A 23,980-nucleotide genomic window follows, 5' to 3' on the forward strand; every position below is an offset into this window, starting at 1 on the left:
CGCACAATATTTGCGGAATACAGAATACTTCAGTCATAATGGAACAGGATGTAAAAGGCAGAGTATACAACAAACAAAAATGTACATCTCAATTTAAAAATCAACCATTTGAAAACAAACATGGTACTGCATGAAGAATGCAGTATACCAGCTGAACATGGATGAAACGTCAACAGACAGGTTTTAGGCTTTAATGGGTTCTACCAATGAAGGGGGTCACATATTGTGATGGGTAATATCATGGACACAATCTTTATAGTACTGCAAATCGTACTGGCATTTATTGCAGTCTATCAGTTCGGGTTCTCGCTATTCGGTATTTTGAAACGGAAAAAGAGACCAGAACACGCACCGCAAAAATCATTCGCTATTCTGGTAGCAGCGCATAACGAGGAACAGGTTATTGGCGCGTTAATGGAAAACCTGAAGCAGATGGATTATCCGAAAGAATTGTACGACGTATTCGTTATCTGTGATAACTGTACGGATAGCACAGCTGACATCGTGCGTAGTCACGGTATGAACGCATGCGTGCGTACGAACCCAACGCAGCGTGGTAAAGGCTATGCAATCGAGTGGATGCTGCGCGAACTGTGGAGCATGGAGCGTCAATATGACGGTATCGTTATGTTTGATGCCGACAACCTGGCTGCACCAAACTTCCTGACTGAAATGAACAATGACATGTGCGAAGGCGCACGTGTAATTCAAGGTTATATCGATACAAAGAACCCAGAAGATTCTTGGATTACAGCCGCTTACGGTGTATCGTACTGGTACATCAACCGTCTGTGGCAGCTGTCCCGTCACAACCTGAACATGGCCAACTTCCTTGGTGGTACAGGAATGTGTTTTGAAAATGAACTGCTGAAAGAAATCGGCTGGGGCGCAACAAGCCTCGTAGAAGACCTTGAGTTTACCATGCGTTGTGCCGAAAAAGGCATTTATCCAAAATTCAGCTATGATGCCAAAGTATTTGATGAGAAGCCACTGACATTCAAAGCGTCTTCCCGTCAACGTCTGCGCTGGATGCAAGGTCACTTTACTGTAGCACGTCGTTATTTCTTCCCACTGCTGTGGAAAAGTATGAAAGAAATGAACATCATCAAGTTTGACCTTGCGCTGTATAGCGTGAACGTGTACGTGGTACTGATCACGTTCCTGATGACCGCTGCGGTCTGGATCGATACAGCGATTCTGGGTGGACCACACGTCGCTTCAATCTACAACTATCTGCCGCTGTGGGTAGCTTACGTAGCGATTGGTGCTAACGTAGTGACCTTCATTCTGGCGATGATGCTAGAAAAGGTCAAATCGTGGAAAGTGTACATGTACCTGCTACTGTTTCCAATCTACGGTCTGTCTTGGTGGCCAATTACGTTCTACGCGTTCTTCACACAGAACAACAAACAATGGAGCCACACCGAGCATACACGCGTTGTACGCATCGAAGAAGTACACGGCAGCAAACAAAGCACGCTGTAATACCGATACCTATCTGACATTGCTCAGTATAGACATCATATGATATTCGGAATGGAAATGAAGAGGAATGTACTGGTTACTAGGTGCATTCCTCTTTTTTGATGTGAAATTAGTCTAGACAGCGTCAGCCGAGCCGATGCAATTAATCGTGTCGGTGTGCTATATAATACTCAAAATAAAATAGGCAAAGTGGTTGACGTGCTTGCTGACGCATGATATACTATTCTAGTGTTTTGTGATACGACTAATGAATAAGAAGAAGCTTGTCTTCTCACCTGACCGATTCACATCGGCTGGTTCATTGATCTCTATTTGAATGACAGTGCGTCTGTCATTAACAATTTGCTGATCAAGGGATGCAGGTGATGAGACCTGCATCCCTTTTATTTTTCCAAATAGCATTGTCTATCATAATGTGGAGGTGGAAGGTTATTAGTAAGGAACATATGATCAACGAAGAAATCCGGGGCAAAGAAGTGCGCCTGGTAGGTGCTGACGGTGAACAAATCGGAATCACGCCAACTCGCGAAGCGTTGCAAATGGCAATCGATCTGAATCTGGATCTGGTTAACGTTGCTCCTCAAGCGAAACCTCCGGTCTGCCGGATTATGGACTACGGCAAGTTCCGTTACGAGCAACAAAAGAAAGAAAAAGAAGCGCGTAAAAATCAGAAGATTGTTGAACTGAAAGAAATTCGCTTCCATGCCAATACGGAGGAACATGATTATCAAACAAAACTCCGTAATGTAGTGAAATTTCTTAATAATGGCGACAAGGTGAAATGCTCGGTCCGCTTCCGCGGTCGCGAGATTGCACATGCAAATATTGGTCAAAGAGTCTTGGAACGTGTAAGAGATGAAGTTGCAGATATCTGTACTGTTGAGCGCCAACCGAAACTGGAAGGCCGCAGCATGATTATGATCTTGGCGCCGAAAAATAACTAAGGGGGATATTCAAATGCCTAAAATGAAAACTCATAGCAGTTTGAAAGGTCGCTTCAAAATTACAGGAACAGGTAAAGTAAAACGCCATAAAGCGTTCAAAAACCACCTGCTGTCCCACAAATCCAAACGTCAAAAACGCGTACTGGGTACTAGCCCAATGATGGCTGCTGGTGACGTAAGACGTTTGAAACAAGGTCTGGCTAATCTTAAATAATTTAATTTTCCGGGAGGGTTTATAATATGGCACGAGTAAAAGGCGGATTCGTCACACGTCGTAAACATAAGAAATATCTGAAACTTGCAAAAGGTTACTTCGGTTCCAAACACCGTATTTTCAAAACTGCAAAAGAACAGGTTAACAAATCCCTGGTCTACGCATACCGTGACCGTCGTCAAACAAAACGTAACTTCCGCAGACTGTGGATCGTACGTATTAACGCAGCAGCACGTCTGAACGGTCTGTCTTACAACAAACTGATGCACGGTCTGAAACTGGCTGGCGTGAACATCAACCGTAAAATGCTGGCTGAACTGGCAGTGAACGATGTAACAGCGTTCAACTCCCTGGCAACCGTAGCAAAAGAAAAAATCAACGCGTAAGTCATTACGTGTCCCAAAGAGAGTCTCTGTATATGCAGGGACTCTTTTTTTGGGGATGGATATGCGAATAGAGCGCTGAAACATTTAGAGCATACAGCCGATAATAGATACAGGTCATACAATCACAGCATCATTCGGAATGACACCTGTATAATAGGAAGGAATACAAAGCGATGGTGCAATACAATGTTGCAAACGTTGCTTGTTCTTTATGAAAATGCTGCAAACCTTACATACAATATAGTGATTTAGCGCGTTAAAACACAATCGTTATGCAGATGTAATAGTTTTTCTCACATGAAGCTTACATAAATTAGTAAAATCGAACAATATAAAGCGCTTTCTTAGTGTGCGGTATAAATTAATTGACCATTTGTTATTAAAATAGTAGATTTTCCTACCACATGATTGTATAATCGGTTCAGTGACTATTGAATCTGTCCGCAAAACGAATGTTTTTATGCTGAAAAGGGTAAAATGTTCGTGTTTTAACAGAAAGAAGACAGACGCATAGTTGATACTTTTAAGGGGGAAAAAGATACATGAAGAAGGTCTATTCACTTTCGCTGATCATGGTACTGGCACTGTCCGTATTCTTGGCAGCATGCGGTAACAAAAGCGACTCCACAAACAATGCAAGCAACGGAACATCCGGAAGCGGCGGTTCTAGCGACGTAAAAATCGGTATGGTTACTGACGTAGGCGGCGTGAATGACAAATCCTTTAACCAATCTGCTTGGGAAGCACTGCAAAAAGTGCAAACTGGCGGTAAGGCAAGCGTAAAATATCTGCAAAGTAAATCGGATCAGGATTATATTCCAAACCTGAACCAATTTGTTAAAGACGGCTACGCTCTGACATGGGGTATCGGCTTCAACCTGGCAGACGCAATCAACACGGTTGCTAAGCAAAACCCTGATTCCAAACTGGCGATCATCGACAGTGTGGTAGATCAACCAAACGTAAAATCCGTAACATTTGCGGAAAATGAAGGTTCCTTCCTCGTTGGCGTAATTGCCGGCAAAATGACAAAAACAAACAAAATCGGTTTTGTAGGCGGCGAGAAAAGCCCGCTGATCCAGCGTTTTGAAGCTGGTTTCAAAGCTGGTATCCAAGCTGTAAATCCTGACGCAACTCTGCAAGTGAACTACGCTGGTGCGTTTGACAAACCAGACGTTGGTAAATCTGCAGCAGCTACACTGTACAACGATGGCGTAGACATTATCTTCCACGCTGCTGGCGCTACAGGTACTGGCGTATTTAACGAAGCAAGCGCTCGTGTAAACGCAGGTCAACAAGTATGGGTTATCGGTGTCGACAAAGACCAATCGCTGGAATTCGGCGACAAAGTAACTCTGACTTCCATGATCAAACGCGTAGATACTGCGGTTGAGAAAGTTTCCCAAGAAGTAATCGACGGTACATTCAAAGGCGGTACGGAAACACTGGGTCTGAAAGATGACGGCGTAGGCGTTGCCGACACTTCCAGCAAAAACGTTCCTGCTGACGTACTGAAACTGGTTGATGAGTACAAAGCAAAAATCATCAGCGGCGAAGTGAAAGTACCAGATACCGTTCAATAATAGAATTGGCATCACATATGGATATAACAACAAGGCTGGTTAACCACTAGCCTTGTTGTTACGTCTATAGATAAAAAAGAGTTTTTTCAACATATATGGATATGATTGGATATGGATGGATGAAATGATGACAGTGGTTGCAGGATTTAACTGAGCAACAGCCGAACATATACAGATGTGAAGCCATACTATACGGATAATCAATTTGCTTATAAGGGTGATTTAATGAATACAGCAACCCCTGTTGTAGAGTTGAAACAAATTACAAAACGCTTCCCCGGCATCGTTGCCAACGATTCGATTAGTCTCAAACTGTTCAAAGGCGAGATTCACGCGCTGCTAGGCGAGAATGGTGCGGGCAAGTCCACACTGATGAATATCGTATTCGGTCTGTATCAGCCAGATGAAGGCGGTATTGAGGTGGATGGCAAGCCTGTCCTGATCGATAGTCCGAACAAGGCAATTGAATTGGGCATCGGAATGGTCCATCAGCATTTCAAGCTGGTACAGCCATTCACTGTTACCGAGAATATTATTCTGGGCTCGGAACCGAAAAAGGGCGCCAGAATCAATTATAAAAAAGCAACGGAAGAAATCCGCAAGCTATCTGAGCAATACGGTCTACGCGTCGATCCGAACGCCAAAATCCATGACATTTCCGTCGGGATGCAGCAGCGTGTCGAGATCCTGAAGACACTGTACCGTGGCGCTGATATTCTGATCTTTGATGAGCCGACTGCCGTACTGACACCGCAAGAGATTTCTGAACTGATGGACATTATGCAGCGTCTGATCAAAGAGGGTAAGTCGATCATTCTGATTACGCATAAACTCAAAGAGATTATGCAGATCGCTGACACGGTAACGATTATTCGTCGCGGTAAAGTGATTGATACGGTCAAAAAATCCGAAACATCGCCGCAGGAACTGGCTGAGAAAATGGTCGGTCGCAACGTTAGCTTCAAAGTCGACAAAGTACCAGCAACGCCGGGCGAAGTAGTTATGGAAATGCAGCATATCGTTTCCAAAAACAAAGATGGCATGTCTGTATTGAACGAACTGAATTTGCATGTCAAAGCTGGTGAGATTCTCGGCATTGCCGGAGTCGATGGTAACGGTCAAAGTGAGCTGATTGAAGCGTTAACTGGTCTTCGTCATGTGGATGGCGGCAAAATCATGTTACACGGCAAAGACATTACCAATCTGACGCCGCGTAAAATTACCGAATCGGGCGTTGCCCATATTCCAGAAGACCGTCACAAACACGGTCTCGTGCTGGACTTCTCAGTCAGCGAAAATATGGTACTCGAAACGTATTACAAACAGCCATACAACAAAAATGGCTTTATGCAATATGATGAAGTCGATAAAAAGTCACAGCGTCTGGTGGACGCTTTTGACGTGCGTACGCCAAGCATTCATACGATGGCGCGCTCACTGTCTGGTGGTAACCAGCAGAAGGCAATTATCGCACGTGAAATCGATAAAAACCCTGATCTGCTCGTAGCAGCACAGCCAACGCGCGGTCTGGATGTCGGTGCGATTGAGTTTGTCCAAAAGCAGCTGATTGCTCAGCGTGACCAAGGAAAAGCAGTATTGCTCATTTCGTTTGAGCTAGATGAAATTTTGAACGTTTCCGACCGGATTGCTGTTATTTATGAAGGTCAAATTGTAGGTGAAGTGCTGCCGGAACAAACCAATGATCAGGAATTGGGCTTAATGATGGCGGGAAGCACCGTAAAGAGAGGTGCAGTCCATGAATAATATTTTAAAATTCTTTACTCGGGATTCCTTTACCCTGCCATTCGTGGCGATCATTATGGGTCTGGTGCTCGGTGCACTGGTTATGCTGATCGGTGGCTACAATCCGATTGACGCGTATAGTGCGTTGCTAGAACGCGTATACGGCGATTCGTATGACTTTGGTGAGGCGATTCGTGAGATGACCCCACTGATCATGACGGGTCTGGCATTTGCCTTTGCTGCTCGTACAGGTCTGTTCAATATCGGTGGTGAAGGTCAGTTTCTGATCGGGATGACCGCAGCTTCTATCGTAGGTATCCATGTACACGGTCTGCCTGCCTTTATCCATGCTCCGCTGGCGATTATCGCTGGTGCAGTATTTGGCGGTCTGTGGGCAGCGCTGGCGGGTTTCCTGAAGGCGACTCGTGGCGTGAACGAAGTCATTTCCTGTATCATGCTCAACTGGATTGGTCTGTATCTGTCCAATCTAGTTATCAATACGTTTGCTCTGCAAGATGGTACGACTCAATCGGTAAATATTGAGCCGTCCGCATCGATTGCGATTGGCTGGTTGTCCGAAATGATGGGTAACGCCCGCGTACACTGGGGTACGCTGATCGCTCTGCTGGCAGCTGTATTCTTTTATATTTTCATGTGGAAAACAAAACAAGGCTTCGAGCTGCGTGCTGTTGGCTTTAACCAAGATGCTTCCAAGTATGCAGGGATGAACGTGAACCGCAACATCGTCAAAGCGATGTTCATCAGTGGCGCATTTGCTGGTCTGGGCGGCGCGTTTACTGTACTGGGTGTATTCGGTTATCAGTCTGTTATGGCAAGCTCGCCGGGAACCGGATTTGACGGGATCGCGGTAGCATTGATCGGTATGAACAATCCGTTTGGCGTTATTCTAGGTGCGATTCTGTTCGGAACGCTTACGTACGGTTCGGCGGGTATGAGCTTTAGCGCTGATGTTCCACCGGAAATTGTGCGTATCGTTATCGGTGCCATTATATTCTTTATTGCCGCACAGGGGATTGTGCGCTGGGTGCTTAAACCGTTTTATGCTAAGCGCAAGAAAGAGAAGGTGTCATAATGGATGTATTGACAGTAATCGGGCAGCTTATGAATACGACGCTGGTATTTGCTACAGCGCTCATATTCACTTCTCTCGGCGGTATTTTTTCAGAAAAATCCGGTGTGACTAACCTCGGTTTGGAAGGTCTGATGGTATTCGGTGCCTTTGCTGCTGGTGTATTCGGTCACTATGCACAAGATGCAGGCATGAACGGCTTTGCAGCGGCTTCCGTTGGGTTGTTTGCTGCGGTTGTACTCGGTATTATCGTATCGCTGATTCATGCGGTCGCTTCGATCACATTCAAAGCGGATCAGGTTATCAGCGGTATCGTAATCAACTTCTTGGCAGCAGGCAGCACGCTGTATATGGTAAAGCTGCTGTTTGACGGTGCGGGTGAAACGGAACTGATTTCTGGTTACAGCCGTATGCCTATTCCGGGTTTGAGTAAGATCCCACTGTTGGGTGATGCACTGTTCAATGCGTACCCAACGACGTATCTGGCGATTATTCTCGTCTTCGTTTCATTCTATGTATTGTACAAAACACCATTCGGTCTGCGTCTGCGTTCCGTTGGTGAGCATCCAAGTGCGGCAGATACTGTAGGTATCAAGGTCAATCGGATGCGTTACACTGGCGTTATGATCAGTGGTGCGTTGGCTGCCATCGGCGGTGCAACGATTACACTGACAACAACTGGTACATTTGCCCACAACACCATTTCGGGTCAAGGTTATATCGCGATTGCGGCGATGATCTTTGGTAAATGGAATCCAATCGGCGCATTTGGCGCGGCTGTATTCTTCGGTCTGGCTCAAGCGGTACGTAACTATGTACAGCTATTTGCATGGACGCAGAGCATCCCACCAGAAATTATCTACATGCTGCCATACCTGCTGACTATTATCGTACTGGTAGCTGCGGTAGGTCGCTCCAGCGCACCATCTGCGCTCGGACAGCCGTATGATCCAAGTAAGCGATAAAGACTGCTGCTTGGACGAGTAATGATTCGTTATTCCATCGCAAGCTGGAGTTATTATGGATAAGTAATTATACTTCCATGACGATGCGATAGAATCGTGAAATATGCAACAGGATAGGATCATTTCTCCTCGCAAATGTAGTAAATAATCAAAAAAAAGCCCAGTAGTTCTTTGATGAACTGCTGGGCTTTTTATGTACCATTCATTTGCCGATTGGATCGGAAGATATGAGATAAGAGGAAGAGGTGAGTAGCGATTTAGCAATTAATTTTGGGATTAAAAGGGTAAAATTTTATTTGTACACGGTAACAAAAATAAAAAAGATATGTGTGCTTTAGACAAAAATAAACTTTACACCAATGTGATTATTTGTCCTTTATGCACAAATGCTGAATAGCTTGATAAGCATGAATATACGAATAAGTATTATAAAAATACAGTTTAAGCAAGTAATATAGCGATATACGTACATAAATGGTGAATAAATGGATTTTAATCATTTAAAATCATTGTTCAAAAGTACAAAAAAAATTAGTGTTGACTCTGTCGCAAATGAATCATATAATTGTCCTAAATCAGCGGCTGACACAACATGGTCAAATGTTACAGCCTATTATGTAGAATATGAATGATCGGCTATGAAGAGGACTAAGTTTTAAGGGCTATTTTGTCCAGAGAGTGAAGCAAATTGCTGAAAGCTTCATCAAAACCCTTTTATACGAGCTCACCTCGGAGCTGTTTTCCTGAAAGGCATCATCCTGGCATGGTGATTATTAGGGAAAATCGTAGCGTCTACGTTACAGACGACAGGTAAGGCGGAGACGTCTTACTTGATGAGGCATACCTGCTGTGAGGCGGTGTGCGAACCTGGGTGGTACCACGGAAGCTAAACCTTTCGTCCCTCGAACAGAATGTTTTTCTGTTGGAGGCGGCGAAAGGTTTTTTTGATATTTCAGACCTTGACTGCGCCTTTGGTACAGAAACACCAAGCAAGCATTGTTACAGATGCGTCGGACTGTCATAAGTTTCTAATGTGAGATTGATGTGAATTTTTGGGAGGAGGAACACAAATGAGCGCGCAAATACCCAATGTGCAATCGACAGAACAATTACGTGAGAAATGGATGAAGCCGGAAGTCATTACCGGTTCCGAAATGCTGCTTCGCAGCCTGCTGTTGGAAGGTGTGGAATGCGTCTTCGGTTATCCGGGTGGTGCGGTACTATACATCTATGATGCGATGCACGGCTTTGATGATTTCAAACATTTGCTGACCCGCCATGAGCAGGGAGCGATTCACGCAGCTGACGGATATGCAAGAGCAAGCGGCAAAGTGGGCGTCTGTATCGCCACATCTGGACCGGGAGCAACGAATCTGGTAACCGGTATTGCCACTGCTTATATGGATTCGGTACCGCTGGTGGTTATTACAGGTAACGTAGCAACGACTCTGATCGGGACGGATGCTTTCCAAGAAGCGGACATCACGGGGATCACCATGCCGATTACGAAGCACAGTTATCTGGTGCGCGATGTGGAAGACCTGCCAAGAGTGATTCACGAAGCTTTCCACATTGCCAATACTGGTCGTAAAGGTCCAGTACTGATTGATATTCCGAAGGATGTATCGGCAGCCAAAGCACTGTTTAAACCGCATACGGAACCAGTCGTGATGAGAGGCTATAACCCACGTGTGATGCCGAATAAGCTGCAATTGGACAAGCTGCATCAGGCGATTGCCGAAGCGAAGCGTCCACTCATTTTGGCAGGCGGCGGGGTTGTCTACTCCGGCGGTCATGAAGAGCTGCTGAAGTTTGTTGAAACGACAGGCATTCCAATCACGACTACCTTGCTCGGTCTGGGCGGCTTCCCAAGCGGTAACGATCTGTGGATCGGTATGCCGGGTATGCACGGAACGTACGCAGCGAACAATGCAATTCAGCAATCAGATCTGCTGATCAGCATTGGCGCACGGTTTGATGACCGGGTAACCGGTAAGCTGGATGGCTTTGCACCACATGCGAAGATTGTACACATTGATATTGACCCTGCCGAAATCGGCAAAAACGTCAAAACCGATATTCCAATCGTTGGTGATGTGAAGACAGTACTGGAATTGCTGAATACCGATGCGGCTCATGCACATTATGCGGATGAATGGCGTGCCAAGATTGCTGACTGGAAAAAGGAAAAACCTTTCCGGTACGAGGATTCCGACACTGTACTGAAACCGCAGTGGGTAGTCGAAATGCTGAACGATACCACCAATGGTGAAGCGATTGTAACGACAGACGTTGGTCAACACCAGATGTGGGCGGCACAGTATTATCGTTTTAACCAACCGCGCTCATGGGTGACTTCCGGTGGCTTGGGTACTATGGGCTTCGGCTTCCCATCCGCAATCGGCGCACAGATGGCGAATCCAGATCGACTCGTTATCTCCATTAATGGTGATGGCGGTATGCAAATGTGTGCGCAGGAGCTGGCAATCTGCGCGATCAACAACATTCCGGTGAAGATTGTTATTTTGAACAATCAGGTGCTGGGTATGGTTCGTCAATGGCAAGAGCTGATTTACGAGAATCGTTATAGCCATATCGATCTGTCTGGTAGCCCAGACTTCGTAAAACTGGCCGAAGCATATGGCGTAAAAGGCTTGCGTGCTACGAACAAAGACGAAGCCAAAGCTGCATGGCAAGAAGCGATGGACACACCGGGTCCAGTCGTCGTTGAATTTATCGTAAACAAACACGAAAATGTATATCCGATGGTTCCACAGGGAGCCACCATTGATCAAATGTTAATGGGGGATCACGAATGATAGCGACAACGTACAAACACACCATCGCCGTATTAGTCAACGACCAACCAGGCGTGCTGCAAAGAGTCTCTGGACTCTTTGGCCGCCGTGGTTTCAATATTGAAAGTATTACGGTCGGTCAGTCCGAAGAGGCTGGTCTGTCCCGTATGGTTATCGTCACCTCTGGCAATGAAAATACGCTGGAGCAAGTGGAAAAGCAGCTGTATAAAATCATCGACGTGATTAAGGTTATCGACCTGAGTTCGCGCCCAATGGTGGCACGTGAGCTGGCACTGATCAAAGTAAAAGCAGAGCCATCCGAGCGTCCCGAAATTATGGGCGTTATCGAAACTTTCCGTGCCGCGGTTGTCGATATTGGCCCGAACAGCCTGATGGTTCAGGTTGTAGGGGATACTGACAAAATCGACGCCATGATTGAGCTGCTGAAGCCTTATGGCATTCGCGAGCTTTCCCGCACAGGCGCGACAGCGATGATTCGCGGTAATGTGTAACAATCCTATCTAGGTAGGATCATCATGGACATGTAACACGTCAAAAATGAGCAACGCCTGCTTTCCAAAAGAGCGGGTAGTTGAGGGGGAACAACGACGATCCATGCAAATCAAAGCTAGCAACAGGAAGTAAGGACGTACGATAGCAGGTAGGCTTGATGGCTAGAATGCACATACTGCTCTGTATGTAACTGTACTGTAGAGGGATGAATCCAATCCATCATGCCATTCCGATTCGATACATCCATATACTCCATCGCTTATATTGATTCCCTTGAACTACCCGCTCTTTTCAGGAGGGTTGGCAAACATCGGCATTGCCGGTAATTACGCTTCATATATTAAAGGAGGAAGAAAAAATGGCAGTAACGACTTACTATGAAAACGATGCAGAATTGAACGTATTGAAAGGTAAAACAATCGCAATTATCGGCTACGGTAGCCAAGGACACGCTCATGCGCAAAACCTGCGTGACAGCGGTCTGTCCGTTGTTATCGGTCTGCGTGAAGGTAAATCGTTCGACAAAGCGAAAAACGATGGTTTTGAAGTGCTGTCCGTTGCTGAAGCAACCAAAAAAGCGGACATCGTGCAAATCCTGATGCCGGACGAAACGCAAGCTAGCGTCTACAACAGCGAAATCGCTCCAAACCTGAAAGATACCGCTGCTCTGCTGTTTGCACATGGCTTCAACGTTCATTTCGGTCAAATCGTTGCTCCGAAAAGTAATGATGTACTGCTGGTTGCTCCTAAATCCCCTGGTCATATGGTACGTCGTACGTATGAAGAAGGATTTGGCGTACCAGGTCTGATCGCGATTCATCAAGACGCTACTGGCAATGCCAAAGAAATCGGTCTGGCTTATGCAAAAGGTATTGGCTGTACGCGTGCTGGCGTTATCGAAACTTCCTTCCGTGAAGAAACCGAAACCGATCTGTTCGGTGAGCAAGCGGTTCTGTGTGGTGGCGTAAGTGCCTTGGTTAAAGCTGGTTTTGAAACGCTGACTGAAGCTGGCTATGCTCCTGAAATGGCATACTTCGAATGTCTGCATGAACTGAAACTGATCGTTGACCTGATGTACGAAGGCGGTCTGGCAACGATGCGCGATTCCATCAGTAACACTGCGGAATATGGTGACTATGTAACTGGTCCTCGTATCGTTACAGAAGAAACCAAAAAAGCGATGAAAGAAGTACTGTCCGATATCCAACAGGGTAAATTCGCACGTGACTTCATTCTGGAAAACCAATCCGGTCGTGCATTCCTGACAGCTACACGCCGCAATGAGTCCGAGCACCAGCTGGAAGTTGTAGGCGGTCAACTGCGTGAAATGATGCATTGGATTAAAAAATAATTGGCTTGAATTTTAGTTGCGGTGGAGTGGGGTGAAGATACGACCGCTGCGGAAAAAGATGGTTCTTTCGATCGCTGCTAAGATTGGATTTTTTGAACGGCTGCTTTTCAGCAGTCAAAATCCAATTCAGCATATATTTCCGAAGTTAGCTTTCTTTTAGAAAGCTTTTAAGCGAACGCTACGCTTCTGCAGAACCATTCTTTTTCCTACGCTGGTGCGTGTTCATCCTGCCTGCCGTAAATGAATTGTAAACTCCTTTTTGGGGAGTAGAGGAGTAGGGAGTTACTTTGAGCTTTATGCTTGAGGTGGCTGTCGTGCTTCTTTTGATTGGTTTGAGTAATGTTAATTTGATTGTTTTGAATAATGTTAATATATGAGATTTGGTTGTATGTTTTATGAATACGTTTTACCTAAAACTATAAGGAGGTGCGATGATGCGTAAAATTTATATTTTTGATACGACGTTGAGAGATGGAGAGCAGTCGCCGGGGGTTAATTTGAATACTCGGGAGAAAGTGGAGATTGCTCATCAGCTTGAACGATTGGGTGTCGATCGTATTGAGGCTGGATTTCCGGCGGCTTCGCCTGGGGATTTGGCAGCGGTCAATGCTGTGGCGAACGCTGTAAAGAATGCCAGTGTAATTGGTTTGTCGCGTTCGCGTGAGCAGGATATCGATGCGGTACGCGAGGCGCTGAAGGGGGCGCAAGATCCATGCCTGCATCTGTTCCTGGCGACTTCACCGATTCACCGCCAGTACAAATTGCGTATGGAGAAGGAGCAGGTCAAGGATACGGCGCGTTCGGCGATTCGCTATGCACGCAAGTATTTTGACAAGGTGGAATTCTCGCTGGAGGATGCGGGGCGCACAGAGCTGGACTTTATCGCAGAAATGACAAAGATGGCGATTGAAGAAGGCGCGTATGTGGTCAATCTGCCAGATACAGTCGGTTATTTAACGCCATATGAGTACGGTAACATTTTTAAATATGTCAAAGAAAATGTACCGGGTGTAGAAAAAGTGCAGCTGAGCGCACACTGTCACGACGATCTCGGTATGGCGACAGCGAATGCACTGGCAGCGATTTTGAACGGTGCGGATCAGATTGAAGGTACGATTAACGGGATTGGTGAGCGTGCGGGCAATACAGCGCTGGAAGAAGTGGCAATGGCGCTGGAAACGCGTCAAGACTTTTATGGTGCGAAGACGTCGTTTACTCTGTCCGAAATCGCGCGTACCAGCCGTCTGGTCAGCAAGCTGACAGGTATGGTTGTGCCGGGCAATAAGGCGATTGTTGGTGCCAATGCGTTTGCCCATGAATCGGGTATTCACCAAGACGGTATGCTGAAAGAGAAATCGACGTATGAGATCATGACGCCGGAAACGATTGGCTTCAAGGAGAGCAAGCTCGTACTGGGCAAGCACTCTGGTCGTCACGCATTCCGCGAGCATCTGATCGAGCTGGGCTACGAATTGGATGAGGAAGCAGTGAACAACGCTTTTACCAAATTCAAAGTGCTGGCTGACAAGAAAAAAGAAATTACGGACGACGATCTGTTTGCGCTGCTGGAAGAGCGTCTGACGGATGCACCGGAATTCTTCCAACTGGACTCGCTGTTTGTATCGTTTGACAGTGAAGCCGAGCCGATGGCGAAGGTACGCCTAAGCACAGCCGATGGCGAAGTGCGCGAGGAGCAGTCCAGTGGTAATGGTGGAGTCGATTCCATTTACAATGCAATCGATAAAGCTTCACAGGAGGAAGTGACGCTAGCGGATTATTCGATCAAAGCAGTTACTCAAGGCAAAGATGCGCTTGGCGAGGTGCATGTAGCACTGACGCAAGATGGCATTACTGCACAGGGTCGCGGCGTAAGCACGGATATTCTGGAAGCCAGTGCGCGTGCCTATGTCGATTCGCTGAATCGTCTAGTAGAGAAGCGCAAAACGTACGGTCGTCGTGACAATATTACGATGAGCTAGTACTTGCTTCGGCGTATGGAAGTTTATCTGTAAGTTGAATAGGATGCAGCAGATTAGACAATCGTCGGTACACTGCTCCTGCATATAGGTATACGCAGCCCCTGTCCTTGCTAAGGATGGGGGTTTTTGTGTAGCATTTGTTGTACAACTTGGTTTGGGAACAAGATAAGGATGCCGCCACGAAGCTGGAGTTATGATGGGTGAGGAGAGTACACGAGATACATCTCATATATTTTAAGAAAATAATTGAAATAGCGGTTGTAAAAAGCGCTATCTTTTTTCCTTTATAGATGAACCCGGCTTAATGGAAAGCAGGGAATCTTGCACACAGGGAGGAAATGAATATGACTTGCAGTGGACGTGATTTGACGATTGAAGCGGTAAATACGACAGGTGTAGTGCAATACGATATTGCCTCAGCAACCCGTGGTGGTACACGCCGTCTGATGGTAAGCGACAACCCAGAGACGCTGAGTGAAGCGAATTTTCCAGTACGGCAGGGCGTGCTCTGGCACGATGTCGTGCGCAGCAGCAACGGAACAGTGCAGCATCGGATTTTTGCTTGGCATTACAATGTACTGGCTGATCCAGTGAAAGTGGGTATTACGCTGGAAAACCGAGCGAATCATGGCGCCTTGAAGATCGAGGACGTAAAACGCGAATACCGCATTGGCGGCGATGAGGTGAACTGGATTACCGATATTGGCGGTTGTATCTCGCGTGCCGTACTGGGCGGTACGATGGATGCACGTACAGCCGACCAGACGCTGATCAAGCAGCAGCAATCCGGTCAGATTGAGAGCTTTATTGTGCCACCGGGCAAGCTGCTGGGCATGGTGTATGATTTTACAGTGAAAAGCACGGATAGCGGCGAAATTCAGTATACGGTTCGCACAGTCGCTTCGCGCGATACAGCGTATGATTTGACACTCGTTAAATCGGCTCCGCTCCCGCTCGCACCGCAGGCTCATCCCCGCGGTAACTGGACTTTCTCCGAAACGAATGCAGTGACGCCGGTATACACTGCCGGTACAGAGCGAGTGATTTACCCAACCTGTGCCAAAACAAAAAAAGACGGCTCGTTGCCAGCAGATCAGCTGTTTACCGCTGCTGCTAGTGAACAGCCGCAGGATTCGCTGGATAACCGAGCGCAATTCGGTGTTATTTACAATGTGACAGTGCCAGTGAACAACCCAAGTACGCAAAATCGCACCGTACAGATCTCGCTGAATCCGCGCGGCGGCAGCTATGGCGGAGCGGTAAAAATCGGTGATCGTGTATACGGTGTTCCGCTGATGCGCACGAATCAGCAAAAAGCGCCGGTATATGTTGCTAGCGTGCCACCAGGCACTAGCAAATATACGTTCAGCTTGATGATTGCTGGTGCGTCGTCGACACCGCTTGGCTTGTTGGTAGAGACGCTGTAATCTGTTTTATTTACTGTAGGTATTTTGTTGGAATAGATTCATTCATGCTATAGATCCATATATGTCATAGATCTGTTCGTTTGTGCTGTGACAGATCATTTCATTGGCATATAGTAAGTGTTCCGGTATTCATGATCTGAAATGAATAGATGCGACATAGCAACGAAAAAATCCCTGCCGACGATACCGTCGATGCAGGGATTTTTTATAGAATATGAAAAAGATGATACACATGCAGTTGTAGCGATGCTTGCTGGTTACATCATGCAGCTTACCAAGCGTATGCTTTTGGAGCAGCGCCACCCGGACCCGGGAAAATCTCGTCCAGACGCTTCAATGTGGCTTCATCCAATTTCACATCCAGAATACGCAATGAATTCTCAAACTGCTCCGATGTACGTGGTCCGATAATCGGTGCCGTCACTGCTGGATTCGCGAGTACCCATGCAAGTGCTACTACATCCTGTGGCTCACCCAGATCGCCGCACAGGGAAGCAAATTGCTCCAGCTGTTCTTTATGCTTATCCACTTGTTCAGCAATCTTCTCACTACGAGAGCCTTGCAGCTTTTGCAGTGCATTGCGACCGAGCAGACCGCCGCCGAGTGGACTCCAAGGAATGACACCCAGACCTAGCTCATGCGAAGCAGGCAATACTTCCAGCTCCGGCTCACGGCAGAGCAAGCTGTATTTGTGCTGCTCAGAGATCAGACCGAGGAAGTTACGCTTTTGGGCTTCTTTTTGTGCGACGGCGATATGCCAACCGGCAAAGTTACTAGAGCCAACGTAGCTAATTTTCCCCTGCTGGATAGCGACTTCAAACGCGCCCCACAGCTCATCCCAGCTCACCGCTGTATCAATATGGTGCATCTGATACAGATCGATATGATCCGTTTGCAGACGTTGCAGCGAGCCTTCCAGATGACGGCGAATCTTATGCGCAGATAGACCGCCTTCATTGTTCGGACCGTCTGGCTCGATGTTCATTTTGCCATACACTTTGGTCGCTAGAACGACTTTCTCACGGCGACCGCCGCCTTGTTGGAACCAGCGTCCGATCAATTGCTCCGTATCGCCGGATTTACCGCCGCCACCGAGACCACCATACACATTGGCTGTATCAAAAAAGTTAACGCCTGCATCGAGTGCGGCATCCATAATGCGAAACGATTCCTTTTCATCCGTTACTGGTCCGAAATTCATCGTACCGAGACAGATTCGACTGACTTTCAAGCCTGACTTGCCGAGATAAGTGTAATCCATCATTGAACACTCCTTTGATCGTAAGTACTTGTAATGAAGAGTCTGATGCCGATATGTGCAGAAAACGCCGGGTATACGTGCTTGGATATATAACAGATAATAGAAGCTGAAACGGTTACATTTGTACACCTGTGTACTATTGTAGTCCTTCATAGGATGGACTTCAAACAACAATACCCAGTATATGGAATTAACGACTATGACTATATCTTGTATAACAATAGGGAACATCGTAGAGAAGGATACAAGCATCATTATGCTAAATAAATAGATGGCATATGAGGAAAAAGAAAATCATCCAACCCAGATCAAAAGAGAATAGACAACTGTTTAATCGCTGTATAGAAAAATCATAGGTGTCCAGTTCGTTTATAGGCAGTACCTATAAAGATCATAGTTTGTATATCTTGGATTAAAAGCTGACGAATATGTTACAACTAACTATAAGGTTTTAGAGCGAAACAGATTAAACGATGCCACCATTATTCAAAATCGCAAATCGCAAATCGCAATTGCGGCTGCATACGGGGTGTTGCATATTTTGCAGGAATAATGGCATACCAATTAACAATACACATGCAACCACTCACAACAGCCAGCCTTCCAACGGCTGCACAAAGGAGAAGAACAAGATGACTGAAACGAAAAAGATCGCTGTAATCGCCGGAGACGGCATTGGACCAGAAGTGGTAGCTGAAGCGGAAAAAGTATTGCGCAAAACGGAAGAATTGTACGGCTATTCGTTTGAAACAGAGCATGCGCTGTTCGGTGGTATTGCTATCGACGAGAAAGGCACCCCGTTGCCGCAAGAAACACTGGATGTGTGTAAAAATGCAGATGCTGTACTGCTCGGTGCAGTTGGCGGTCCCAAATGGGATAGCAACCCGAAAGATCTGCGTCCAGAAACCGGCTTGCTCGGTATCCGCAAAGAGCTTGGTCTGTTCTCGAATCTGCGTCCAGCCGTTGTATTCGACTGCTTGAAAGAAGCATCAACGCTGAAGCCGGAAGTGCTGGAAGGCACTGATCTGATGGTTGTACGCGAATTGACTGGCGGTATTTATTTTGGCGAAAAATTCAGACGTCAAAGCGAATATGGCGAAGAAGCGGTTGATACTTGCGCTTACAATGTAACCGAAGTCGAGCGCATCGTTCGTCAAGCCTTCCAAATCGCTCAAGGTCGCCGCAAAAAGCTGGCTTCTGTTGATAAAGCAAACGTATTGGAAACGTCCCGTCTGTGGCGCGAAACGGTGAACCGCATCGCTCCAGATTACCCAGATGTAGAGCTCGAGCATGTGCTCGTCGACAACTGTGCCATGCAGCTGTTGCGTCGTCCGGCAAGCTTTGATGTTATCGTTACGGAAAATATGTTCGGCGATATTCTGAGTGATGAAGCTGCGATGCTGACCGGCTCGATCGGTATGCTGGCATCTGCATCGCTTGGTGAAGGCAGCTTCGGTCTGTACGAGCCGGTACACGGCTCTGCGCCGGATATTGCTGGTCAAGGTCTAGCGAACCCGATTGCGACGATCCTGTCGCTGGCGCTGATGTTCCGTACGACGTTTGGTTATAGCGAAGCTGCTGATGCGATCGAAGCTGCGGTGGCAAACGTGCTGGATGAAGGTCATCGTACAGCAGATATCGCTGTTGATAAGAGCAAAGCACTGTCCACGACGGAAATGGGCGATTTGATCGTCGCTGCGATTCAAAAAGCATAAAACAAAACCTATCCATTTACCCCCTTATTCGTCATTTTGGACAATAAGGGGGTTTTGTCTTACTCGAAAAAGGTGTAAAATGAAGATAAGCTGGTTAATAGTCTTTCACAAACATGGATGTAATGATGATGCAAAGTCACTTTTACGATTATAGAATCATGTCTGGAGGGAGAACACATGAGCTTTTGCTGTGGCGGCAGTATGATTGGAACGAAGGGGACACTAAAACATTTTAGAACCCAGGTTCACAATGTTCCCCTGCTGGTATGTCCCGTATGTGAGCGTATTGAGGTGCATTACAAGGTAGAGAATGAATACGAGATTCTCGCCGAATACGCCCATGACGACGGCACACCAGAAATCGACTTTCAGGATTATGTGATGGAAGACGAAGACACAATGTTTGAAAATTGTGTCAATGTAGAGGAAGATGATCCCATGGACATGGTACAGCGACAGATTGATATGAGTCTGGACCTGCTGGCTGTAGCCAAAAAGATTCACGATGAAAAATGGGAGCGCGATCTGAAAAGACGCCTTGCGGTGATGAGCTTGCGCCGCGTTCGTCTTCAGCATAAATAATAACCATTCGGTGTGATAACTGGATGCCATTTGAACGGCAGGGACTTGGTTCCCTGCCGTTTGCTGTATACTCGGTGTTTTTTCATTTTTGCGTCAATTCTTGTTATGATAATAAAAGCGATTACATACCAATACGATAGAACGAAAGGATGCTGCATGTTGAATAGACAGAACGTACAGGAACTGGCAACTCGTCTGCAAACGGAAATCGGACGCAAAATCGTCGGCAAACCGCAGGAGATCAAGCTACTGCTGACCGCGCTGCTGGCGTCTGGGCATATTTTGATGGAGGATGTGCCGGGTACAGGCAAAACTTTGCTGGCACGCACGCTGGCAGCGTCGGTACAGTGCCGATTTCAGCGTATTCAGTTTACCCCAGATTTGCTGCCGTCCGATCTGACAGGCGGACATTTTTACAACCAGAAGGAATCGGAATTTATTTTTCGCCCGGGTCCGCTATTTGCGCATATCGTACTGGCGGACGAGATTAACCGGGCAACGCCGCGTACGCAATCAAGCTTGCTGGAATGTATGGAGGAGCAGCAGATTAGTATTGATGGAGAGAGTCATCAGCTGGACGATCCATTCATGGTCATTGCTACGCAGAATCCGGTCGATAATCAGGGGACCTTCCCATTGCCAGAAGCGCAGATGGATCGCTTTATGCTGAAAATGTCAGTGGGTTACCCTTCGTCTGGAGAAGGAGTGGAGATTCTGCGCCGCACCTTGCAGCAGACGTTGCAGCCAATGGCACAAGCATCTTCGGTGTCGGTAGATACCGTGCAGGAGCAACATATCGATCATGAAAAGCATATTGAGCGTCAGCAGCCTTTCAATCATCAGCAGCATATCGGCAATACAGTGACCCGAGACGAATTAATCGCTGCACGCCGGTATTGCCGCACTGTGACCGTACATGATGATCTGCTGGACTATATGGTGCGTATCGCTGAAGCGACGCGTGTACATACCGATACGGCGCTCGGAGTGAGTCCGCGCGCGACACAGGCATTGCTGCGCGCCTCACAAGCGTATGCGGCGATAGAGGGACGGGACTATGTGCTGCCGGATGATATTCAAACGCTAGCTGTACCGGTACTGGCACATCGGATCATTTTCCGCAGTCGTCATCAACATGGACAGGAGCAAGCGAAGCAGTTGCTGGATCATATTATTCAGACAGAGCCTGTACCAACGGAACAGCAATCTCTGAACGGAGAACGCTAAGATGGAGCTGTTTTGGCTTGTCTTTGTTGCGGTACTGGTGGTGATCGGGCAGGCATTTGTGTTTGGTAGACGCTCCTTGTCACGGCTGCATTATCGTCGCAGCTTGTCCACAGAGCGTTGTCATGTTGGGGAACAGATTCAAATGATTGAGGAATTGGAAAATCGGAGTCGCTTGCCTTTACCATGGCTGCGCTTGGAAGCGATGCTGCCAGTCGCCTTTCAATTTGCGGGTTCAGCAGATACGGTTATCAGTGAAGGGACAGTGTATCAGAATCATAACAGCTTGTTCAGTCTGGCACGGCATGTGCGCATCGTGCGCCGCCATCATATGGTGTGCCGTCAGCGCGGCTGTTATCGGTTGGATAGCGCGTCGATGAGTGTAGGCGATCTGTTTGGGCTGGTACGTGTGAATCGACCAGTACAGTTGAATTTGTCGATGTGCATTTATCCCGCATATTTGCCATTGGAGCATATGCCAGAAGCATATCGCAGCTGGCAGGGTGAAGTGGAGATGCGGCGCTGGATCAATGAAGATCCCTTTCTGATTAGCGGTGTACGACCGTATCGCTCTGGTGATCCGATGAATCAGGTGCATTGGGGCGCCACTGCGCGTACTGGCGAATTGCAGGTATTTCAGCATGGATATAGCGCCGATCCTGAAGTGATCATTTTGCTAAATATTGAATTGAATGAGCAGATGTGGAGCACGGTAACAGAACCTGTCGCTGCGGAGTATGGCATCAGCTGCGCGGCAACTGTAGCCTCGTATTTGATCGGTCGTGGGATGAAGGCAGGCTTTGGTCATAACGCCATCATTCCGAGTCAGCATGAACAGGATGCGGTGATTGAACCTGCGTATGGAAGTGAACAATTGAACTCTATGCTGCAAATGATGGCGGAACTGCAATTGAAAATCCGGCGTCCCTTTGTCCAGTTTCTGGGCAGCTTTTTGCCGGATCATCAGCGTATAACGTCTGCGTCGCCAGCCTTGCCGCCGGATTTGCTAATTATTACACCGTATGTATCTCCTGCGATGCAGGATATGATGAATACGCTGGAAGCATCGGGGAGCCGTATCAGTCTATTCCTGCTGCCAGAGCTGGATCAGATCAAACAGCAGTACCATAAGCAGCAGGCATGATATGTCTATGATGTAGCCTTGTAGATGTAACAAACATCAATGGAAAGGAGGGTGGATATGCCCAATCAGCTTTCTCCTACGTATCTGATTATTCACTTCATGCGTATATTGGTCGAAGCTATCGCAATATATCCTATTCTCGTGCTGTTGGATGGATATTGGCTTCACACCGGACAGCCGTGGATGTGGTCGCTGTTGTTGTTAAGCTGTGCCGGTATAGGCAGTGGCTGGAACGGTACTGGAAATGAAAATCAACAATCCCGGATCGGCTCTGTCACTATCTGGTTCATCTATGTGCTGCTTGCCGCTGGATCACTGTATATGCTGCTACAATACAACGGAACGACGCTACATTGGATCGTATCTATTATATTGATGGTCGGTGGCTTACTGCGTGGTCGAATGCTGATGACAGGATCTTGGGATATGCTATTTCCGATTCGCATTCAGCTCATTGCCCTAGGATTGACATGGGTTGTATACATAGCTGCTGGACGCAGCGAAGGGTTATATGATGTACGAGGCACCTTGTATGCAGCAGGTGCATGTATGTTATTTTCCCTATTGTTCCGGTTTGGAGCGCAGCAAATTGACTATATTTCGCTGGATGAAGGCTTCTCACTGGCAGCGCTGCGAGCTGTAATATCACGCAGTCGTCGCTGGATCTGGTTGGCTGTAGTGATTATTGCTCTGATTGGAGGCAGTAATCAGATATCCGCGTGGTTATGGAGTGTATGGCAATCACTGCTAGGCATGCTGACACCAGCCAGTGTGCCGCCACCCCAGACGGTTCAGCCCAATTACACTCCGCCGCCGCAAGAGCCATTGTTTTTGCCGCAAAGTGAAGATCATAGCATGAACCCATTCTGGATTCAAAAAATCGCTCAGATTGCCATGCTGCTCGCAGGAAGTGCCTTTGTCGGTTGGCTGGGCTGGCTATTGTTTCGTTTGATTCGCAAATATGCTCCGCGTCTCTATCGCTGGTTGCTCGCGCTATGGGAGCCAATGGATCATAACCACTCGGCACAATCTGCTGATGCCTATATTGACGAGCTAGAAGCCATTCAACCTACGCACAACAAGCAAAAGCGTCGTCTGTTCGCCAATCGTCGCTTGCCGGACGATCCAGCGGCACGTATCCGTTATCATTACCGTGAATTGCTGCGTCGTGCACAACGAAAAGGAGTACAGGTTGCGCCGTCAGCGACCCCACTAGAAGTGGGTCGGCAGCTAGAGCCTACCGCGAGAACTGAGCAGGGAACGGGCATACCAGATCGAATTGCCAAATATGAATATGATCGCTCAGATCAACAGCAGTCTATATCTACTCCTTCCAACCATACAGAAAATAAGGCGTTATCTCATGGTACTTCATCTGCTTCATCTTCTCCTTCTGCCACATCTATTCGCCAGCTGATCGCGCTGTACAATCGTGCTCGCTATGATGAGAAACCAGTTGCTATGCAAGAGGTAGAGGAATGGGAGCAGCAGAACAAACAGTTGCCGAAATAAGCAATTCCTCTCATTTTCATGACAATGTTGTGAAGGATGATGATCGTTTGTGGTCTATTTCCCT

Annotated in this window: 19 protein-coding genes; 18 read left to right on the top strand and 1 reads right to left on the bottom strand. The window is 47.1% G+C overall.

The window, feature by feature from the left end; all coding sequences use genetic code 11:
• Positions 1-237: 237 nt before the first annotated feature.
• The 13 genes from ABXR35_RS02860 (at position 238) to ABXR35_RS02920 (ending at position 16,478) form a co-directional block, all read left to right on the top strand.
• Positions 238-1,485, top strand: a complete 1,248-nt coding sequence (locus ABXR35_RS02860; RefSeq protein ID WP_367061118.1) for a glycosyltransferase family 2 protein — start codon at positions 238-240, stop codon at positions 1,483-1,485.
• A 446-nt stretch (positions 1,486-1,931) separates the two neighbouring features.
• On the top strand, positions 1,932-2,429 hold the full coding sequence (gene infC, locus ABXR35_RS02865) for a translation initiation factor IF-3 (RefSeq protein ID WP_367055168.1): 498 nt from the start codon (positions 1,932-1,934) through the stop codon (positions 2,427-2,429).
• A 13-nt stretch (positions 2,430-2,442) separates the two neighbouring features.
• A complete protein-coding gene (rpmI, locus tag ABXR35_RS02870) occupies positions 2,443-2,643 on the top strand; it encodes a 50S ribosomal protein L35 (protein ID WP_188773816.1) in 201 nt (66 codons plus the stop codon).
• Positions 2,644-2,669: 26 nt separating this feature from the next.
• On the top strand, positions 2,670-3,029 hold the full coding sequence (rplT, locus tag ABXR35_RS02875) for a 50S ribosomal protein L20 (RefSeq protein WP_367055172.1): 360 nt from the start codon (positions 2,670-2,672) through the stop codon (positions 3,027-3,029).
• 542 nt (positions 3,030-3,571) lie between these two features.
• Positions 3,572-4,612, top strand: a complete 1,041-nt coding sequence (locus ABXR35_RS02880) for a BMP family lipoprotein (RefSeq protein WP_367055175.1) — start codon at positions 3,572-3,574, stop codon at positions 4,610-4,612.
• A gap of 225 nt (positions 4,613-4,837) precedes the next feature.
• A complete protein-coding gene (locus tag ABXR35_RS02885; RefSeq protein ID WP_367055178.1) occupies positions 4,838-6,376 on the top strand; it encodes an ABC transporter ATP-binding protein in 1,539 nt (512 codons plus the stop codon).
• On the top strand, positions 6,369-7,448 hold the full coding sequence (locus tag ABXR35_RS02890) for an ABC transporter permease (RefSeq protein WP_367055181.1): 1,080 nt from the start codon (positions 6,369-6,371) through the stop codon (positions 7,446-7,448). Before ABXR35_RS02885 ends, ABXR35_RS02890 begins: the two co-directional genes overlap by 8 nt.
• Positions 7,448-8,410 carry an ABC transporter permease gene (locus ABXR35_RS02895; RefSeq protein WP_367055184.1) on the top strand — a complete coding sequence of 321 codons (963 nt, stop codon included), beginning with the start codon at positions 7,448-7,450 and terminating at the stop codon, positions 8,408-8,410. Before ABXR35_RS02890 ends, ABXR35_RS02895 begins: the two co-directional genes overlap by 1 nt.
• Positions 8,411-9,480: 1,070 nt before the next feature.
• Positions 9,481-11,229 (top strand): biosynthetic-type acetolactate synthase large subunit, encoded by a 1,749-nt coding sequence (gene ilvB, locus ABXR35_RS02900; protein ID WP_367055187.1) that lies wholly within the window; start codon positions 9,481-9,483, stop codon positions 11,227-11,229.
• On the top strand, positions 11,226-11,720 hold the full coding sequence (ilvN, locus tag ABXR35_RS02905; protein ID WP_367055190.1) for an acetolactate synthase small subunit: 495 nt from the start codon (positions 11,226-11,228) through the stop codon (positions 11,718-11,720). The genes ilvB and ilvN overlap by 4 nt, the downstream gene beginning before the upstream one ends.
• Positions 11,721-12,079: 359 nt before the next feature.
• The gene (gene ilvC, locus ABXR35_RS02910) at positions 12,080-13,072 is read left to right on the top strand and encodes a ketol-acid reductoisomerase (protein ID WP_188773825.1); all 993 of its coding nucleotides are present in this window, start codon (positions 12,080-12,082) and stop codon (positions 13,070-13,072) included.
• A 434-nt stretch (positions 13,073-13,506) separates the two neighbouring features.
• On the top strand, positions 13,507-15,051 hold the full coding sequence (locus ABXR35_RS02915; RefSeq protein WP_367061121.1) for a 2-isopropylmalate synthase: 1,545 nt from the start codon (positions 13,507-13,509) through the stop codon (positions 15,049-15,051).
• Between the two features lie 344 nt (positions 15,052-15,395).
• Positions 15,396-16,478 carry a hypothetical protein gene (locus tag ABXR35_RS02920; protein WP_367055193.1) on the top strand — a complete coding sequence of 361 codons (1,083 nt, stop codon included), beginning with the start codon at positions 15,396-15,398 and terminating at the stop codon, positions 16,476-16,478.
• 271 nt (positions 16,479-16,749) lie between these two features.
• Here ABXR35_RS02920 and ABXR35_RS02925 read toward each other — a convergent pair whose 3' ends face one another.
• The gene (locus ABXR35_RS02925) at positions 16,750-17,739 is read right to left on the bottom strand and encodes an aldo/keto reductase (RefSeq protein ID WP_367061124.1); all 990 of its coding nucleotides are present in this window, start codon (positions 17,737-17,739) and stop codon (positions 16,750-16,752) included.
• A gap of 632 nt (positions 17,740-18,371) precedes the next feature.
• Between ABXR35_RS02925 and leuB the strand changes: the two genes are divergently transcribed.
• From leuB to ABXR35_RS02950, 5 genes are all read left to right on the top strand, one after another.
• Complete coding sequence (gene leuB / locus ABXR35_RS02930) at positions 18,372-19,454, top strand: 3-isopropylmalate dehydrogenase (protein ID WP_367055196.1); 1,083 nt, start codon at positions 18,372-18,374, stop codon at positions 19,452-19,454.
• 177 nt (positions 19,455-19,631) lie between these two features.
• Positions 19,632-20,036 (top strand): hypothetical protein, encoded by a 405-nt coding sequence (locus tag ABXR35_RS02935; RefSeq protein ID WP_367055199.1) that lies wholly within the window; start codon positions 19,632-19,634, stop codon positions 20,034-20,036.
• Positions 20,037-20,192: 156 nt separating this feature from the next.
• Positions 20,193-21,263, top strand: coding sequence for an AAA family ATPase (locus ABXR35_RS02940; protein WP_367055202.1), 1,071 nt, complete (start codon positions 20,193-20,195; stop codon positions 21,261-21,263).
• Between the two features lies 1 nt (position 21,264).
• Complete coding sequence (locus tag ABXR35_RS02945; RefSeq protein WP_367055205.1) at positions 21,265-22,404, top strand: DUF58 domain-containing protein; 1,140 nt, start codon at positions 21,265-21,267, stop codon at positions 22,402-22,404.
• A gap of 57 nt (positions 22,405-22,461) precedes the next feature.
• Positions 22,462-23,916, top strand: coding sequence for a hypothetical protein (locus ABXR35_RS02950; protein WP_367055207.1), 1,455 nt, complete (start codon positions 22,462-22,464; stop codon positions 23,914-23,916).
• Positions 23,917-23,980: the final 64 nt, after the last annotated feature.

It is taken from the genome of Paenibacillus sp. JQZ6Y-1 (assembly GCF_040719145.1).
GTDB classification, from domain to species: Bacteria; Bacillota; Bacilli; order Paenibacillales; family Paenibacillaceae; genus Saccharibacillus; species Saccharibacillus kandeliae.